Source organism: Rheinheimera baltica DSM 14885 (assembly GCF_000425345.1).
Lineage (GTDB): Bacteria > Pseudomonadota > Gammaproteobacteria > Enterobacterales > Alteromonadaceae > Alishewanella > Alishewanella baltica.
In genome coordinates this window covers 42,931-60,425 of record NZ_AUDG01000022.1, presented here as the reverse complement: position 1 = coordinate 60,425, position 17,495 = coordinate 42,931, and the positions used below count along the sequence as shown (strand labels likewise).

The 17,495-nt window shown below is 46.7% G+C and carries 21 protein-coding genes; 1 reads left to right on the top strand and 20 read right to left on the bottom strand.

Annotated features, from left to right (window positions below; translation table 11 throughout):
• Positions 1 to 330: 330 nt before the first annotated feature.
• The 7 genes from H595_RS0109215 to H595_RS0109185 form a co-directional block, all read right to left on the bottom strand.
• Positions 331 to 669, bottom strand: a complete 339-nt coding sequence (locus tag H595_RS0109215; RefSeq protein WP_027670956.1) for a hypothetical protein — start codon at positions 667 to 669, stop codon at positions 331 to 333.
• Between the two features lie 497 nt (positions 670 to 1,166).
• The gene (gene efp / locus H595_RS0109210; RefSeq protein WP_240474864.1) at positions 1,167 to 1,727 is read right to left on the bottom strand and encodes an elongation factor P; all 561 of its coding nucleotides are present in this window, start codon (positions 1,725 to 1,727) and stop codon (positions 1,167 to 1,169) included.
• Between the two features lie 19 nt (positions 1,728 to 1,746).
• Complete coding sequence (gene earP, locus H595_RS0109205; RefSeq protein WP_037054244.1) at positions 1,747 to 2,916, bottom strand: elongation factor P maturation arginine rhamnosyltransferase EarP; 1,170 nt, start codon at positions 2,914 to 2,916, stop codon at positions 1,747 to 1,749.
• A gap of 11 nt (positions 2,917 to 2,927) precedes the next feature.
• Positions 2,928 to 3,302: a hypothetical protein gene (locus tag H595_RS0109200; protein WP_027670953.1), complete on the bottom strand. Its 375-nt coding sequence runs from the start codon at positions 3,300 to 3,302 to the stop codon at positions 2,928 to 2,930.
• Positions 3,302 to 3,829, bottom strand: coding sequence for a hypothetical protein (locus tag H595_RS0109195; RefSeq protein WP_037054241.1), 528 nt, complete (start codon positions 3,827 to 3,829; stop codon positions 3,302 to 3,304). The genes H595_RS0109200 and H595_RS0109195 overlap by 1 nt, the downstream gene beginning before the upstream one ends.
• Positions 3,816 to 4,193, bottom strand: coding sequence for a rhodanese-like domain-containing protein (locus tag H595_RS0109190; protein WP_027670951.1), 378 nt, complete (start codon positions 4,191 to 4,193; stop codon positions 3,816 to 3,818). Before H595_RS0109190 ends, H595_RS0109195 begins: the two co-directional genes overlap by 14 nt.
• An 86-nt stretch (positions 4,194 to 4,279) precedes the next feature.
• A complete protein-coding gene (locus tag H595_RS0109185) occupies positions 4,280 to 4,906 on the bottom strand; it encodes a LysE family translocator (protein ID WP_027670950.1) in 627 nt (208 codons plus the stop codon).
• 223 nt (positions 4,907 to 5,129) lie between these two features.
• Here H595_RS0109185 and H595_RS0109180 point away from each other — a divergent pair, with 223 nt between their 5' ends.
• On the top strand, positions 5,130 to 5,324 hold the full coding sequence (locus tag H595_RS0109180; RefSeq protein WP_027670949.1) for a DUF3185 family protein: 195 nt from the start codon (positions 5,130 to 5,132) through the stop codon (positions 5,322 to 5,324).
• Positions 5,325 to 5,374: 50 nt separating this feature from the next.
• Here the strand turns inward: H595_RS0109180 and glnS are convergent, their stop codons facing one another.
• From glnS to sucD, 13 genes are all read right to left on the bottom strand, one after another.
• Positions 5,375 to 7,045 carry a glutamine--tRNA ligase gene (gene glnS / locus H595_RS0109175; RefSeq protein ID WP_027670948.1) on the bottom strand — a complete coding sequence of 557 codons (1,671 nt, stop codon included), beginning with the start codon at positions 7,043 to 7,045 and terminating at the stop codon, positions 5,375 to 5,377.
• Positions 7,046 to 7,200: 155 nt separating this feature from the next.
• Positions 7,201 to 7,908 (bottom strand): hypothetical protein, encoded by a 708-nt coding sequence (locus H595_RS0109170; protein WP_027670947.1) that lies wholly within the window; start codon positions 7,906 to 7,908, stop codon positions 7,201 to 7,203.
• Positions 7,905 to 8,636 (bottom strand): FTR1 family protein, encoded by a 732-nt coding sequence (locus H595_RS0109165; protein WP_027670946.1) that lies wholly within the window; start codon positions 8,634 to 8,636, stop codon positions 7,905 to 7,907. Before H595_RS0109165 ends, H595_RS0109170 begins: the two co-directional genes overlap by 4 nt.
• Positions 8,626 to 8,991: a cupredoxin domain-containing protein gene (locus H595_RS21965; protein WP_037054240.1), complete on the bottom strand. Its 366-nt coding sequence runs from the start codon at positions 8,989 to 8,991 to the stop codon at positions 8,626 to 8,628. Before H595_RS21965 ends, H595_RS0109165 begins: the two co-directional genes overlap by 11 nt.
• Positions 8,988 to 10,292, bottom strand: coding sequence for an ATP-binding protein (locus tag H595_RS0109155; RefSeq protein WP_027670945.1), 1,305 nt, complete (start codon positions 10,290 to 10,292; stop codon positions 8,988 to 8,990). Before H595_RS0109155 ends, H595_RS21965 begins: the two co-directional genes overlap by 4 nt.
• Complete coding sequence (locus tag H595_RS0109150; RefSeq protein WP_027670944.1) at positions 10,289 to 10,948, bottom strand: response regulator; 660 nt, start codon at positions 10,946 to 10,948, stop codon at positions 10,289 to 10,291. Before H595_RS0109150 ends, H595_RS0109155 begins: the two co-directional genes overlap by 4 nt.
• A gap of 37 nt (positions 10,949 to 10,985) precedes the next feature.
• Entirely contained in the window at positions 10,986 to 11,624 is a 639-nt protein-coding gene (locus H595_RS0109145; RefSeq protein ID WP_027670943.1) for a tetratricopeptide repeat protein, read from the bottom strand.
• A 1-nt stretch (position 11,625) separates the two neighbouring features.
• On the bottom strand, positions 11,626 to 12,429 hold the full coding sequence (locus H595_RS0109140; protein WP_027670942.1) for an SDR family oxidoreductase: 804 nt from the start codon (positions 12,427 to 12,429) through the stop codon (positions 11,626 to 11,628).
• On the bottom strand, positions 12,426 to 13,106 hold the full coding sequence (locus tag H595_RS0109135; RefSeq protein WP_027670941.1) for an iron-containing redox enzyme family protein: 681 nt from the start codon (positions 13,104 to 13,106) through the stop codon (positions 12,426 to 12,428). The genes H595_RS0109140 and H595_RS0109135 overlap by 4 nt, the downstream gene beginning before the upstream one ends.
• Positions 13,081 to 14,547: an AMP-binding protein gene (locus tag H595_RS21960; protein WP_051219809.1), complete on the bottom strand. Its 1,467-nt coding sequence runs from the start codon at positions 14,545 to 14,547 to the stop codon at positions 13,081 to 13,083. The genes H595_RS0109135 and H595_RS21960 overlap by 26 nt, the downstream gene beginning before the upstream one ends.
• The gene (locus H595_RS0109125; protein ID WP_027670940.1) at positions 14,547 to 15,287 is read right to left on the bottom strand and encodes a thermostable hemolysin; all 741 of its coding nucleotides are present in this window, start codon (positions 15,285 to 15,287) and stop codon (positions 14,547 to 14,549) included. The genes H595_RS21960 and H595_RS0109125 overlap by 1 nt, the downstream gene beginning before the upstream one ends.
• A gap of 85 nt (positions 15,288 to 15,372) precedes the next feature.
• Positions 15,373 to 16,455 carry a multifunctional transcriptional regulator/nicotinamide-nucleotide adenylyltransferase/ribosylnicotinamide kinase NadR gene (gene nadR / locus H595_RS0109120; protein ID WP_084153547.1) on the bottom strand — a complete coding sequence of 361 codons (1,083 nt, stop codon included), beginning with the start codon at positions 16,453 to 16,455 and terminating at the stop codon, positions 15,373 to 15,375.
• Between the two features lie 159 nt (positions 16,456 to 16,614).
• The gene (gene sucD, locus H595_RS0109115; RefSeq protein ID WP_027670938.1) at positions 16,615 to 17,487 is read right to left on the bottom strand and encodes a succinate--CoA ligase subunit alpha; all 873 of its coding nucleotides are present in this window, start codon (positions 17,485 to 17,487) and stop codon (positions 16,615 to 16,617) included.
• Between the last annotated feature and the right edge of the window lie 8 nt (positions 17,488 to 17,495).

Sequence of the window (17,495 nt, the reverse complement as noted above, 5' to 3'; positions counted from 1 at the left end):
CAACAGACACGCAAACGGCGCATGTAAAACGAACCAACTAAGCAAAGGAATGCGCCAAGGCACAGGATGCGCCCCACCCGTGGTGAAAACACTGAACCAGGAGGTGAATAACGGCTAAACGACACAAAACAGAAGAAACAGATTGCTGTTGGCAAAACAGGCGATCATGGCTAAACTCGCCCCCAATTTACTGCCGCTAGCCAACGCAAATAAAGCCACTCAGGCTGCAATCGATATATCTACTATATAAGCAGAAAACTCAAACACCGGGCTTGTCCAACAACAGGATTAAGTCGCGGCTGCGCGCGACCTATCCTTGTTTATTATGTGCTACTTAATCTTGCCAACAAGTTCATTTCTATATTTTTCCAATTCACCATTTTCTGGACCTGCAACACTTAGGTAGAAAAATGAGCCTTTCATATTTTCAAGGCATTGAACACCAACACGCACAGCCCCTTTATATGCGTATATGAAATCATATTGATCATTAATAGGATTCGACCGAAAACCGCTCGTTTCAATTGCTAAATGGGCTCTTTGCAAACAAGACTCTACACTCATTGAAAGATGGCTGTGTCCCCACCAAATATATGGCGCGTCGTCTTTAGCCTGGGCATTTAAGGCTAGAATCCCAAGCGTTAAACCTATAAGTGTTTTGTGAGACATATTCCCTCTTCAGTTTACATATCGCTATAGCATTGTGTCCGGCACGCTGTTCAAGGACGGCTAAACGCCTATTGAGCTGCCAGATTAGCTTAATTTTTGGTATGACTGATGCTAATGGAATTTGTTTTTTTATGGAACAATTAATTTACACATCATTGATTTTCACGATTTACCAACTATCCGGCAATACCAACCATCAGGCCATCCCAGCCTGTCTTTTGTCTTCTACTACTGCACCACTCAACAGTCAGGATGACCTGATGGCCGAGTAACTAACAACGATGCCAGACCCATCATGGCAATGCTGACGCCCTCTGCACAGATGCGCTGCAAAAGGCAGTAAGGCCCAACTCGCCTGCTGTCTTTCGATGTTGTTTGGCAAACTTACTCAGTGTCTGCAATACCGCATTAAACAGGCTTTTGTAGTGTTCTTCCGGTGCAAACTAACAGACAACAAAAAAGGCGCCTAAGCGCCTTTTTGATTTCAACCGGCCAAATTACTTGGCGCGGCTGCGATACTCGTCGGTACGGGTATCGATTTCGATTTTGTCGCCTTCTTCAACGAAAGCAGGCACCATCAGTTCGAAACCAGTTTCAATTTTAGCTGGCTTCAATACTTTACCAGACGTGTCGCCACGTGCTGCTGGTTCAGTGTACGTAACGGTACGCACTACTACCGTTGGCAAATCTACAGAGATTGGACGCTCGTTGTAGAACACCACTGAACACTCCATACCGTCAACCAGGTATTTAAGTGCTTCGGTCATGTTTTCTGCTTCAACTTCAAATTGGTTGTATTCCTGATCCATAAATACATACATAGGATCAGAAAAGTAAGAGTATGTTACTTCTTTAGTTTCTAACAGAACCTGTTCGAATTTATCATCAGCACGGTATACGGTTTCCATGCCCTGAGCATTCAGCAGGTTTTTCATTTTCATTTTAACAACGGCTGAGTTACGACCTGATTTATTAAATTCGGCCTTTAAAATTACCATTGCTTCAGTGCCAACCATAATCACCTGGCCAGCACGCAGTTCTTGAGCTGTCTTCATCATGACTGAAATATCTTCTCGTTTAGGAAAAATTGCGTCGCATTATAAATTTTTTTTCGACAAAGTGCACGAGGTTGCTGGCAAGATCTCCATTCGCCGTTAACTCTGCTCGCCAAAGCTGGTTATATTCGGCGATTTGCAACAAGATTGCACTAAATTTCTGCCAGCTTTGGGCCAAATGGTTGTCTGTATTCCATGCCCGCCAAAATTCGGTTAGTGCCTTGGCAACATCTGAGGGCATCAACTGGGTATAACGCTGCACAAACGCATCAAGTTTCTCCAGATGCGCCTGCTCAGCTTGGCGATAAATTTGCCATATAAACGGCTTAGCGGCCCAGTGTGCGCGAATAATAGAGTCTTCGCCGCGAACAAAGTTAATGTCACAAGCCCACAACAGTTTATCGTAATGGTCTTGTGGCATAAATGGCAGTACTTTTAAGCGTAAATTACCAAGGTTACAGTCGCCCTGCTTGGCAAGCTCCGGGTACAGCTTTGACAGCTGCTTTGCTAAAACCCCCTCAGGTACCAGGCATAAAGTAGACTTTGCCGCCTGCTGCCAGCACGTTAACAAACTGGCTAATTGCGGGTGATCATAACCAAATAAGGATATTTTCTGCTGAAAGGCCGCGCTGTTATGCACGTCAAGGTGTTGCCAGAATGCCTGCTGCGCTTGAGCGTCTTGCATAAACGCCTCCGCTTGCTGTTGCAGTGTTGCCTCTTGCAACAAGCCACCGGTATTGGCCGTAAAACCTGGAAAGAAAAAATATTTATCCAGCGGGAGATGTGGCTGTGGTGAAGGTAACGCGTGACACCCTTCAACCCACTCTTCAGCTGAAAGATACTCCAGATTAAGCCAGAGCGGTTTATGCTCTTCTTGCGCCATGTGTTGCTGGTACGCTAACGGAATGGTGCACGCCAGCGCTTCTATTACAACCTTAGCTATGCCCACCTGCTGCCAATCTGTAGTAGATGACCAATGAACAATGTTCACACCAAAAAGCTGTTGTTGCTCTGCATGAATATCAATTTGTGGACAAATACGCTGGAAGCTTTGTAAATCGTCAACCCACAACCTGACAGCAACATTGTGCTCCTGCACCAATTGCCGGCTTAAGCGCCAGCAAATGCCGATATCGCCAAAGTTATCAATTACGGCACAAAAAATGTCCCAGCGGGTAGCGCTATCAGGCATAAGTAATATGATCAGCTGAAAAACAAGTTGGCTATTATACCTTTAAGTACCCGCAGGCCAAGATAGGTTGTCGCTAACAATAATACCGACACCAATAGCGCTAAAATATACAGCATCATAAGGTGTAGCCGGATTTTAATCCTGGTAGCAAAACCCTGCCCCGGTGCGCTTACCGGCAAATCAGTGTGAAACAGCGTTGCCCATACCCACAGTATCAGTGCGGTTAATGCAGTTACCACTGCGCTTAATTGCCACTGTTGACCTTGTTGTGGTGTACCACTAAATAATAACCAGACAAAAACTGCGGCGGCACCCACACATAGTACGATAAAAAGGGGCCGTAGCCGATATAAACGCCGTGACCAGCGCTGATAAAAAATCAGCATCAGCCTTGCTCCAGTGCACTAAGTGCCGGTGGATATAACGCCACTATGCCTGACTGGCCCTGCATATCACCAATAAGCCATATTTGCTCGAACGGATGCTGCTTTGGCATATGCAGCGCCTTGAGATGCTGCAATATATCGCGCCGTGTCCAAAGCGGATTAGCATTGCGTATTACCAGCCAGACACGGTCAGTTTGATAGCTTTTATCTGCTTTGTTACCAATTAAACAATTTAAGGCGGTCAGTAAGCGGTGCTGCGGTGGCGTGCGCAGCAGTGCCATCAGTTCTTTGTGGGTTTTATCGCCCAAGTCACGCCCCAGAATAAGCATGGCTTCTGCTTCACTGCCATACAAATGCGCTATTTCTAAATCGAGCTTATGCTCATCGTAATAGCAAGACACGTCAGGCCGTGCCGGTTCATTATGCCAAATGTGACGCATAGCTACACCAAAGCGCTGTTCATAAAGCCGCATAAAAAGCCGCGCGGCTTCATGTTCCAGTTTTATTTTTTCTTCACTGCCGTTCATGTTCAGTAGCGTGCGTTTGCAATAAAGCTTCATAGCCACCGTGATTCGTCACCTGGCTGTAACCATTATTTTGTAATACATCTAAGGCAATACCCGCCCGACGACCGCTTTTACAATACAACGCTATAGGAGTCGACTTATCCAGATTAAGCGCAGCAATACCCTTGGCGATGTCGGTGTGCACTATATTAACCGCCCCCTCAAGATGGCCAGCGGCAAATTCCTCTGCGCTGCGTACATCCACCCATACAGTTAACGGCTGAGCTTCAGCAGGCTCAGAGGTTACCGCTTCAGTATGCGCAAAGCTAACCGTGGCGATAAGCGTTGTCATAACGAGCAGGCAAGCCGTGATAAATATTTTCATCTGAAACTCCTTGGTTTTTTTGGGTTAAACACTATGTGTTACCGCGGTTGACATAGCAAATTTTTGCCGTGGTTAACGTAAAAGGATTAAGCCGCAGCCGACATAAAATAGTAGCGCCATAAATCAGCCAATACAGGCAACATTGATAACAATAAAATAAGCGCCATACAGACATTAAATATTCGTTGAAACAGCGGTTTAGTCAATACCGCCCGCAGTGCTGCACCAAACAACAACCAGCTACCAACACAAGGAAACGCAACCAGCAAAAAGGCGGAGGAAATAATGCTCACTTCTAACCAATACACTCCGCTTACGGTAGTAAATGCCGCTACCGCACCACTGGCCATTACCCAGGCTTTACCGTTAACCCACTGAAATAACGCTGCCTGCATAAAGCTGAAGGGTTTGCTTTTACCTTGCTCTATTGCTTTGGGCGCAGCGCTGGCTATTTTCCAGGCCAGCCACACCAAGTATGCAACGCCAAGCACTTTAATTAGCTGATGCAAATGCGGATAGCGCTCAAATACCACTCCAAAGCCTAACCCCACTAATAACACCATTAGCGGAAAACCCAAACAAATCCCCAACAAATGCGGCACACTGGCTTTAACGCCATAATTAACGCCAGACGACATAATCATTACATTGTTAGGACCGGGAGTAATAGTCGTGGAAAAGGCAAAAAACAATACTGCCAATAACAAATCCATAGGGGTACCGTGGTTAACAGACTGTGAGTATTGATACTGATAATACCAGAGTTGCGGATCATTAATAGGCGTTTGTACCGACAATAAAAGCTTGTCTAATAAGAGAATAGTGGCAGTATAAGCCTCAGTGGAAACAACCAGTTAATATAAATATTGATATTTACCTGACAAATCTCAATGACAAAAACAACAATGATAGTTAACTATAACAATGGAGATAAATATGAATAAAATTATTGGATTGGCAATATTAGTGGCTGGTGCAATACTGCTGTATTTTGGTTATACAGAATACAACTCTAACGCCTCTAAAGTGACAGAACTGGTAACAGGTAACCCTACTGATAATGCGATTTGGTTTTTGGTCGGTGGTGCGGTAGCCGTTATTGTTGGCTTAGGCGTGATATTAAAAAAATAAATAAAAAAAGCCGCGTTACTCAGTAACGCGGCCGGTTTTGGCTTCACCAATTAGATGTCGTCTTCTTTACCCCAGCTATCTCGCAAGCCAACAGTACGGTTAAATACCAATTTATCACTGGTTGAGTCACGATTATCAGCGCAATAATAGCCCTCGCGCTCAAACTGATAGGCATACTCTGCTTTAGCGTCTTTTAACGACGGCTCAACCAAGCCCTGTTTTACCACTAAAGATTGCGGGTTAACCACGGTGAGAAAATCGTCTTCTGCGGCGGGATTAGCTACGCTAAACAAGCGGTCGTAAACGCGAAACTCGGCTGGCAACGCCTGCGTAGCCTCAACCCAATGAATCACACCACGCACCTTGCGGCCATCGGCCGGGTTTTCACCCAGAGTTTCCGGTAAATAGCTGCACTTTAATTCAACAATATTGCCATCAGCATCTTTTACCGCTTCATCGGCATGAATAACGTAGGCATTGCGTAACCGCACATCACCATTTAACACCAGACGCTTGTATTTTTTATTAGCCTCTTCCCGAAAATCGGCTTTATCAATATACACCACCGGGCCAAACGGTAACTTGCGGCTGCCCATGGTGTCATCTTTGGGATGATTAGGTGAGACTACCCACTCAATACCATCAGCGGGGTAATTAGTAATCGTGACTTTAAGCGGCTCAAGCACAGCCATCGCACGCGGCGCGGCAGCGTCTAAATCTTCACGAATACAGGCTTCAAGTGCACTCATTTCAATAACGTTGTCTTGCTTGGTAACACCTATACGCTTGGCAAACTCACGAATAGCCGCCGGCGTATAACCACGGCGGCGTAAACCGGCAATCGTTGGCATGCGCGGGTCGTCCCAACCCAATACCACTTTTTGCTCAACCAGCGTTTGCAGTTTACGCTTGCTCATTACCGCATATTCCAGATTTAACCGAGAAAACTCTATCTGTTGTGGGTGGCAGGCAATAGTAATGTTACTCAGGATCCAGTCATATAGACGGCGGTTGTCCTGAAACTCCAGCGTACACAAAGAATGCGTAATGCCTTCAATAGCGTCTGAAATACAATGGGTAAAGTCGTACATCGGATAGATGCACCACTTGTCACCCGTTTGATGGTGATGGGCAAATTTAACCCGGTAAATAACCGGATCACGCATACACATAAAGCTGGATGCCATATCTATTTTGGCCCGCAGTGAACATTCGCCCTCTTTAAAGCCACCGGCACGCATTTTTTCAAATACGGCTAAGTTCTCTGCCGGGCTGGTGTCTCGGGTTGGGCTGGCTTTACCGGGTTGGGTTAAATTACCGCGGTACTCACGCATTTGGTCGCCGTTTAAAAAGCAAACATAGGCTAAACCTTTATTAATTAATTCAACCGCGTAACCATACAAGGCGTCAAAATAGTCTGACGAATAGCGTACATCGCCACTCCATTGAAAACCCAGCCAGTTAACGTCTTGCGAAATAGAGTTAACAAACTCGACGTTTTCTTTTTCCGGGTTGGTATCATCAAAACGCAAGTTGCACTTGCCCTGGTAGTCTTGTGCAATACCAAAGTTCAGACAGATCGATTTAGCATGACCAATATGCAAATAGCCGTTGGGTTCAGGTGGAAAACGGGTTTGTACCGCGCTGTGTTTGCCGGATGCTAAGTCGGTATCAATAATTTGCCGAATAAAATTGCTCGGGCGATGTTCTGCGTCCGCCATAAAATAGTCTGTCCTTTTTCGCTGGAACTTAGTTAAGATGCGGCATTATAGCAGCAGAAATACCGCTGGCTACTGCCTGCTTTGGAGAATGATAAAGATTTTCACCCGACCTATGCCGCTGTTTCCGCTGTTACTTAACACGCTAAAAAAAGTGGCTAGAATTCGTACTTCAACGCAAAGCGCACGGTGCGATCAATGGTATCATTATCCAGCGCAAATACCACCGCTGCTTCCCACTTCAACTGCCGGGTTGGGCTAAACTTATGCACGCCCATAAACCCCGGGCCAGCGCCTTTGTAGCCCTCTCCGGCGTATACTTCTATCGACGGTTGCAGCGCTGGCAAATAACGATAACGGTACTGTAAACGCAACTCGGTTTCCAGTTCATTCTTAATGCTGGCACCCCACTCGTACACCAAAAACGTGTTAACAGTAACACTGGTATTCTCAAACTCTTTTTCTACTAACAAGCCGGTAGTAAATTCATTATTGTCTGTTTGCTGATGATGCTCCAGTTCAAACAATAGCCCCCAGTCCCAACTATACTGGCCTTGTTCGGTAAGCATCCAACGCAGTTCAGCTTCATAACTCGATACGGTGTAATCGTCTGGCATTACCCGCTCAGCCAGTAAATACAACGACACCGCCATGTTGTCGGCAATAGAAAAACCATAACCCAGCTTTTGTGCCATCGCATTATTATTAGGATGATCAGTTTGACGTTGATACAAAGCACGGTATTCAAACTCGCGTTCTAATGGCTGCACATAGGGATGATATACCTTGTCTACGACCCGGCCATCGGCCAGTACCGTTGCGCTTGTCAGCAAAGACAATAAGACTGTTAACTGTATTAGTTTCATTGCGTTGGTCTCCGCCACTGCCACAATATCGTCATTAACACCAAGGTTAGGATCCAGCAGCTAAGCTGCAGTGCATCTGGGGTCGCTTCGTAGCCAAACCACGCTTGTATAAACACACCCACTTCCGATTGTTCGTTGATTAACTGACCACTGTCCCATATAACTTGCCCGGACGACACCCAATCAATTTGTCCCAGCAACGCCACAATAGCACTGCTTTGGCGTGCGGCAATAAAACCGGTCATCAATGCCAGCACAAAAAAGCCAAATCGGTCCAGCTCAGCCAGCAGCTGATACCAAAGCACAGCAATACTAAGGCCAATTCCTACGCCTAAGGTGGCACCAAGCCATATACTTTCAGTTGCCTCATGTGAACCATGGCTGGTAAGTCCGTACAACAACAGATTAATACCGCACAGCACTGCTTGTGCTGATAGTGCAATTATTGCCGCGCTGCGGTGCCACTTCGCGGCCCCAGCAAAAAGCATCAGAGCTAACAACGTAAGACCATGTGCTGCAACAAACAACAACTCAAGGCCATTGCCCTCTGCAAGTTGAGTAATATCGCCAAGCCAGGGTGCCAACAGCAGCATTAGCAATAGTGACATCGCCGCTGATTGCAGCAACAACTTGCGTTTGCCGCTACGCTGTATGCGCAATATCAGCGCCACTAGCAGCAATACCGGCAGCAACTCGCGGGTGTACACCAACACGGCATTAATCAACATGTGTCACCTGCTGCTGCCATTCTTGCTCTGGTACCGCAATTAATACGCCTTTGGCGCTGTCAGGATGGAAATCGCCAAAAAAGTCATACTCTCCGGCTTTAAGCGGGCCCAGATACAATACCGCTTCAGCCTTTCCCAACACCACTTTCTCGCGATTTAAGGCAAAACTCTCAAACTCTTCCGGTGTGGCATCTTGGTTTATCAAACGAACTTTTATTTTCACGCCAGCAGGCACATGCAAATGAGAAGGACTAAACAGATGATCTTTAAGTACCAGCACAAACTCTTGCCGCGCCAGTACATTGAAGGGCAATAGTAATAAGGCAATATAACACCCGCGCAACAGCGACATCATAGCGGTAGCTCCACCCTAACCTTTAAACCACTGTCAAAGTCAGATTTTCCCAGGCTGATTTTGCCGTTATGCAACATGACAATATCCTTTACAATAGCTAACCCTAAGCCAGAGCCTGGCGCCCCGGAATGATGCCTGTCGCCACCTACCCGATAAAACCGGTTAAACACCTGCTGATATTCCTCCGGCGCAATACCCGGGCCGGAATCGGCAACTTCGAGTACGGCTGCATCTTGGGTGTGTATTAGCGTCAACATTATCTGGCCATGCATAGGCGTGTATTTTATCGCATTCCCCAATAAATTGGACACCAGCAACCGTAAGGCAAACTCGTCAGCTTTCACCTCAAGATGCTCTTCACCCTCGATGCTAATTTGCTGCAGCTTTTGCTCTAACTGACTATACCAGTCAGCCACAACGTCACGACACAGCGCCGCCCAATCCAGAAGTTTAGTTTTTGCCTGAAAGTTATCCGGATGCGTGCGGTTAAGCAACATAATTTGTTCAATAAGATGACGCATCCGCTCCACCCCTTTCTGCAGCGCCACCATATTCTCATCTTTATCTGACATACCCTGCTGCTTCCAGTGGGTAAGCGCATTAAATAAGGTGATTTCCAACACACTTAGCGGTGTGCGTAACTCGTGTGCAACATCGGATGCAAAACGCTTCTCGCGGGCAAAAGCCCCCGATAAACGCTCAAACAAACTGTTTGTTGAGCTTAATACCGGCTTAAGCTCTGCTGGTACCTGCGTTAAGGTTACCGGTGTTAACTCATTCGCTTTACGTGACGTTAGCTGCGTAGAAAACTCATGCAAGGGGCGCAGCGCACGGCTTACCACTAGCCAAATTAACAGTGCCTGAAACGGCAAACTCAATACTACAGGATAAATAGAAGCGGTAATCACCTCATCAGCCAGTTGTAACCGCTGCTGCAGCGGTTGGGCTACCATAACTTGCGAATTGTTCTCACTATGTTGCAGATACACCCGCCAACGCTTACCCGAAAAGTTCTGTTCTGAAAAACCTTCCGGCGCCTTGAGTCGTTCACGAGGCGCTTGTTCACTGGCATAGGTGACCTTCCCTTGCTGGACAAGCTGAATTGCCAAACCTTGCCCAGACTGAGGCGCCTGCATTTGATATTGATTAAGAATTGCCGCTGCAACCAGTTCTAAGTCTTGGTCAAACAGTTCTGCAGCACGGTCGGCGCTTAAGCGATAACTCTGCAAAGCAGCCAAAAAACTGGTTAACACCAATACCGCAATTAACACCGAAATAAGGTAACGCCGAACCGAGGTCATGGCCGGCTAATGCTATAACCTACCCCGCGCACAGTGCGGATAAAGTCGGTAGGTAATTTCTTTCGCAAATTTGAAATATGCACTTCCAGAGCATTACTGGCCACTTCTTCACCCCAGCTGTATAAACTGGCTTCCAGCTGTTCGCGGGTTTTAATACGACCAGCCGATTCCATCAACTCTTTTAACAACACGTACTCGCGTCGGGACAAAGACACCGTATTATCAGCAACACTAACCTGCATCGAGGTACTATCCAACTCGACCTCGCCACAGCGAATTAAATGACTGGATGCGGTACCCAGACGCCGCTCTATTACCCGTAGCCTGGCAAACAATTCAGGTGCGGCAAAGGGTTTTACCAAATAGTCGTCGGCACCGTAATCTAAGCCTTTAATCCTGTCTTCAATACCATCACGGGCAGTGAGAATTAATACTGGCATGCGCGGCCATTTTTGCCGTAATTGCTTAAGCACAGACAAGCCGTCAATGTCCGGCAAGCCTAAATCTAAAATTACCGTATCGCAATCGCCGGCACGGGCCACTGCCAGTGCTTGCTGGCCGGTACTTATTGCATTTACCGCAAAGCCTTGGCCTGTTAACGCTTGCTGCAAACCGTCCCGCAGCGCAATATCATCTTCAACCAGCAGTAAACGCATTGTTTCCTCTTTTTTAATACACGTAACATTAAATAGGTTATTTAAGCTTTTTAGTCAGCTTACGCTCCAGCGCAGCAATCTCTTGCTGCCGCCCACTATCAGCTAACAATCTATCTGGCCGCGCCGGGGCATGTTTCGCTAACTCAAGATAACGCATTGCTGCTTTATAGTCGCGCTCTTCCAGTAAAAATTCCGCATAAAAATAATTTGGATCAATACCTTGGGGATTTAATTCAACAGCTTTTGTTAACATAGCCCGGGCTTTTTTATCACTGCCAAAACCAACAGGCCAACCTGGCACTTTGTAGTACAACACACCTAAGCTGGTGTACGCTGAACCTTGCAATGCGGTATCATCCAACGCAATAGCCTGCTCCAAATCCGCTTTTGACTGTTTAGTTAGCGACAACGCCCCTAAGCCACCTTTTGCTCCGGCATAACTTGAAGCAATAATGCCACGCCAGATATAGGCTTCAGCTTTTTCAGTATTGGCTTGCACCACGGCATCGGCTTGTTGTAACAAGGCCTCAAACGCTGACTCGCGTTGCCCTTCATCCAACTGGTAATTCACCTCAGCCCAGCGCTGTTGTAGCGGTTTAATATCATCCAGTACATCTGCGTGCACGGCACTACCGGATAATAGCAAGACTGACGCCAGTATCAATTTAATGTTCATATTACACCTCCGCACTGTTTTTTACGCCAGTGCCTATAAAAAACTGTTTTATTTGTTTTAACTTACCGCTGAGGGCATGATCGACAACCGCTGGAAACAGCGCGTTTACTCTGACAAACACATTCTCAGCCATACCAAGAAAACGACGTGGACGACCTCCTTGCAGCTGTTCAACTAAGGCTTTTGCCACAAAATCGGCGGTGTCTACTCCCTGCCCTAACGCCTGGTTTAATGCATCTACCTGTGGCGAATTAATTGCGGTGCGGGTGGCTCTGGGCGCTAAATAAAGCACCCTGACACCGGTATCTGCCAGCTCGCGTTTTAACGCTTCGGTGTAGCCACGCAAACCAAACTTAGTAGCACAGTAGCCGGTAAAACCGGCATAACCTATGCTGCCAAACGTGGATCCCACATTTAAAATAGTACCTTTGGTTAGGCGCAGCATAGGTAAAAACAGCTGCGTAAGCAGCATAGGAGACAATAAATTGGTATTAACAAGGGTTTGCAGCTGCTGATCATTTGCGGCACTAAACTGGCTAATACCGGCGTTATTAATTAACATATCTATGCCGCCTAACTGCTGACAATAAGCTAGCAATGCCCGGCGGGTGGCGTCATCGGTTAAGTCGCCAGCAAAGGTGTTAATTTTTTCCGGAGCTAATCCGGCTAATTTATTTAACATAAGACTATCGCGCCCGGTGATAATAACCTTAGCACCGCAAACCAGTAACTGTTGTAACACAGCCTGGCCAATACCCCCGGTCGCGCCTGTAAGCAGTATGCGTTTATCGTCCAGTTTATTCATGCGGCTTGCTCCTGTTTATTAAGGCCGTGCGGCGTTTCAAGTGAACGAAACACATCACCGTATAAACGGTAAAAACGCTTGGCTGCATGCACAATAACGGCCTGATCTTCTTGCGCAGTAATGTTGTTCATCAGGTTTTCATAAAATTTAATGTGTTCTTGATCTAACGCCCCGTGAGAGTTCAGATAAGAAAAGGCTTTACGCGGTAAACCCAGTTTGCCGGCAATGTGTGACGCGGCCTGCTCGGCCAGATTGATAGAAGTGCCTTCTAACACCAGCACCATACCAAAAAAGGCTAAAGGGTTGGTTCGTCTTATAGCATCGTAGGCATAAGACACCATCATTTCGGTAGCAAATGCGGGGGTACTGGCCCGGGCCTGTTGTTTATCAAAACCACAGGCGGCGATATCATTAAGCACCCACTCCTGGTGGCCTAATTCCTCTTCAATGTATTCAGCTACGGCTTCGCGCAACCATTCTTTTTCTTCTGGCAACTGGGCCCCCACCGCCATCAGCAGGGGTACGGTGTGCTTAACATGATGATAAGCCTGCAGCAAAAACGCGACATAATGATCCAAGGTAAAATCGCCATCAAAACATCGCTTAATCATAGGTGCACTTAACAAGTACTGACGTTCTTCGCTGGTTGCTTCAAGCAGGGATTGATAAAAGTTCATACTTGTCTCCTGTAAACAGTGCTGAAATTTGTGGTGCATAACATTGTTCTATACGGCTGCGTCGCAGTCGGCCATTGTCGGTAAGGGTGCTGTGTTGCACACTAAAAGGTGCCGCCAAGCGATGGTAACTTACAACTCTTGCATAATCAGGCAGTTGCAAATTTACTTTTGCCACAACCTCATCTAGTTTGATATCGCTAACCTCAGCTGGCGCAAATAATAGTGCGCCGCAATAGGGCTGCGCATCTCCGAGTAACATCGCCTGTTGTACTACGCCGCTATCGGTTAGCGCCGTTTCTACCCATTCAGGTGAAATATTCCGGCCAAAACTGTTAATCAGCATATTTTTACGTCTGCCTAAAATGCGCAGCGCACCATGCGCAGTCCACTCGGCAAGATCCCCAGTGTAAACCTGCTGAGTAGCTGAATGAGCCTCGCCCAGATAACCAAGAAACGGCGTATTCACTACAAGCTCACCATTAATAATTTGCACATCCCGACATGCCAGTGGCTGCCCAACGCTTTCGGTCGCGTATTTAGGCGGTGTGTCTGACAACGCTACCACGGAGCCGCATTCACTCAGGCCATAACCTTGATAAACCGGCAGCCCAAGTGATGCGGCTTTTTTCATTAACGCCGGTGACACATAGGCACCACCCACAGCAATAAACTCCAAACTAGTGGGTACCGTCCAGCCTTGCGAAGCAGCCTGGATCAGCATTTTTAACAGTTCGGGCACTAAGATCAGGCTTTTCGGTTGCTTCGCACTAATCAGTTGCAATAAGCGCTGTGGCGCGGTTAACCGGCTACCACTGAAGCCTCTGAGTGCATCAGGTGCTACGATGACATCGCCGCCAGCCAATAAAGGCGCATAAACCCCGGCAATGTTTTCTAATAAGGTGGGCAGTGGCAATAAACATAGATGGCGGGCACTACTCTCGCTGATATGCTCAACCCGTGCTTTTAATGCTAAAGCGACATCAAGTTGACTGCGGGCGGATAAACACACGCCTTTAGGGTCGCCAGTTGAGCCTGACGTAAAGGTGATTTTCTGGGTACCAGCAGCAACCATAACATTGCTATTGACCTCACGGCGATATAACAACAAACCGTCGAACTCTTCCAGTAAGGTACAAGCGACATCGGTAATTTCAACATCGCTTAACCACAAATTTGGCTGCAATTTGGTGAGCACCGCGCTGCGCTGCGCTTCACTTAAATAGGTGGGTAACGGCGTTAATAAAATACCGGCGGTTAAACAGGCTAAATCCACTAGTATCCAGTTAATGCCGCTATCAGCTGTTAACACTACGCGGCAGCCTTCATAACCCAACAGTAACGTCTGCCATTGCTTCACCCGACGTTGGATGGCAGCACTGTCTAACGTAAAATTATTACTAGCGTCGATAAGACGCGCTGAATCTGCGAGGGTAAATTGCATTATTGAGCCTCCTTTAACGTGTCAACCAGGGTATGCAGTTGCGGCCAGTGACGGAAAATGAGTTGTTGCAAACGAGGATCAGCTTGAATACGGCCTGCGGCCTGAGCGACAGATAGTATGCATACCTTTGGTTTAGATTGGTAATAACTGCCCCACTCTGCTGCTTTATCGCCAAGACAATCAGCGGTCGCATCAGCCACTTCAGTCAATGCAATACCATGGCGGGTTAATAAGCGTTTAAGATCTGCCGTGGCGGCAAATAACAACTGCTGAATATTCAGTTGATAAAGCGCTTGCACCATTAACACAAACAATTGCATTAATGCCTGGCGGTTTTGCGCGTATAAATGGCCTATTTCTGCAATGCCTGAGCGAAGGCAGGCAATATTATGCTGTTGTAAAATCTGCTCAGCTGGAGCAGATAAATATTGCTCAGTGAATAACGTGGCACTGGCAAAGCGAATACCTAGCGCAGCTTGCCAAATGTCTGCCAACGCTACGCCCAGTAAATGCGGCATAAACTGCGTAACGTGGGCTTGATAATGCGTGGCAAAGCCGTCGGCGATAAAGCGTTGCAATGGTGCGCGCTGAGTATGTTGAGGCTCAATCAGATGCAACACACCATGCACTGCCTGACTAGAGGCGTTAACATTGGCTGCATCAAGGGTAAGTTGTGTCGTACTAAAATCGACGATTCCGGTACGGTTAAACGTTTGGGCACTTCGCATCTGACTGGTCATAACGGACTCCTGTGTTACCGTTATAACCAGTGTGCAATAGCAAACTTAAATTAATCTTAAGGACAAATAAAAAACATAACTTTTACTATAAAATGGTTTTTACCTTGCCATATAGCAGATGGTCGACTGCCGCGATGCAATGTTCAAGCCGGCTGTAATAATCTGTCTCAGCAATAACAACAAAGGCGTCAGTATTAAAACCATACTGTCTATACAGCTTAAGCAGTTGTTCAAAACTAACATCACGCACCCCTTGCTCGCCAAGTTCACGCATGCCATCGGCAACCCAAGGTACTGTTGGTTTTAGTGCTATAACTAAATCGTACTTTGACGGCTCAATAAAGCTTTCCACTCTGTTGGCTACCGAGCCCAAAAACACCTGACTAAAAAAAGCGGTTACCACCGCATCCGTGTCAAAAAAGCACACTTTGTTAGCCGTGCGTAGCGCCTTTAAGTCCTGTTCATATTGCAAATGGGTAATACGGTTAAAATCTTCCAGATCAAATAAATTGCCATTGCCGCCAACCACATCGTGTTGATAATCCCGGCCGAGTTCTTCTGACCAGGAGCTACAATACACTTTCGCTAATTTGCGGGTTAAGGTGGTTTTACCGCATGACTCAGGACCGGTAATTAACACTTTACGGGCAAAAAAAGGCCTGGCCGCACCGGCAATGTAATCCCAATGCCGGTAAGGTTGCTCACGAATTTCAGTACCGCTAATTGGCCACTGCGTGCGTTCTGGATCCAGTACACGGTAGTCGACATCAGGAAAATGTTGCTTGTGGCCGTCGCGATAACTTTCCTCACCGCCAAAAATAACGCCAAAAGGTTCTGGCACTGTTTGCGTCAACAATGTGGCATAGTCGCCCCAACCTTGTGGAAAAGGTGCCATGGCGTCTTCGTTTTGCAATAACACGACTATTTCAAGCCCCTGCAATTCTTGCGACAACCAACGCTGACGTAACACACCACTTATATAATTAAGGCCCGCTCTGTTACAAAGTTCGCCATCTTCAATACACCGCTCACTAACGACCACATACAGTTTTTCACACAGCGCATGCGCGCGCAGTATGGCGGTAATGTGACCACGGTGTGGTGGTAAAAACTTGCCGGGGAAAACGCCAACGTTCATTGAGATATCGTCATCAGTTAAGTTACACATATTACACCGCACTTCAACGCAGTATAAAAGGCTACAGCAGATATTTATCAACCATGGCTAAAGAATGGCTGCAAGATTGGTAACAAGAACATCAACAAAAAATGGTGGCAATAAAAAACCCGCCATAAAGACGGGTTTTTACACTGCTAAACTTAGCTGTTACCAGCCAGTGATTTCTTTCAGTGCTTTACCGATGTCCGCTAAGCTCTTAACGGTTTTTACGCCAGCATCTTCCAATGCAGCGAACTTCTCATCAGCAGTACCTTTACCACCAGAGATGATAGCGCCGGCATGGCCCATACGCTTACCTGCTGGTGCAGTTACACCGGCAATGTAAGATACGACAGGCTTAGTCACGTGTTGCTTGATATAAGCAGCCGCTTCTTCTTCAGCTGAACCACCAATTTCACCGATCATTACGATCGCTTCAGTTTGTGGATCTTCCTGGAATAATTTCAGGATATCGATGAAGTTAGAACCTGGAATTGGGTCGCCGCCGATACCAACACAAGTAGACTGGCCAAAACCGTAATCGGTTGTTTGCTTAACCGCTTCGTAAGTCAGCGTGCCTGAACGCGACACAATACCTACTTTACCTGGCTGGTGAATGTGGCCTGGCATAATACCAATTTTACATTCGCCCGGTGTGATAACGCCTGGGCAGTTAGGACCAATTAACACTACACCTAACTCGTCACATTTCACTTTAGCATCCAACATATCTAATGTTGGGATACCTTCAGTGATACAGACGATTAACTTAATGCCGCCGTTTGCCGCTTCAAGAATAGAGTCTTTACAGAACGCAGCTGGAACGTAGATCACAGATGCGGTTGCACCCGTTGCTGCTACCGCTTCATTAACGGTATTAAAAACAGGTAAACCTAAATGCGTTTGACCGCCTTTACCTGGTGTAACACCACCAACCATCTTAGTACCGTAAGCAATGGCTTGCTCAGAGTGGAACGTACCCTGTGCACCAGTGAAACCCTGACAAATTACTTTGGTATCTTTATTAATTAAAACGCTCATTGCTTACC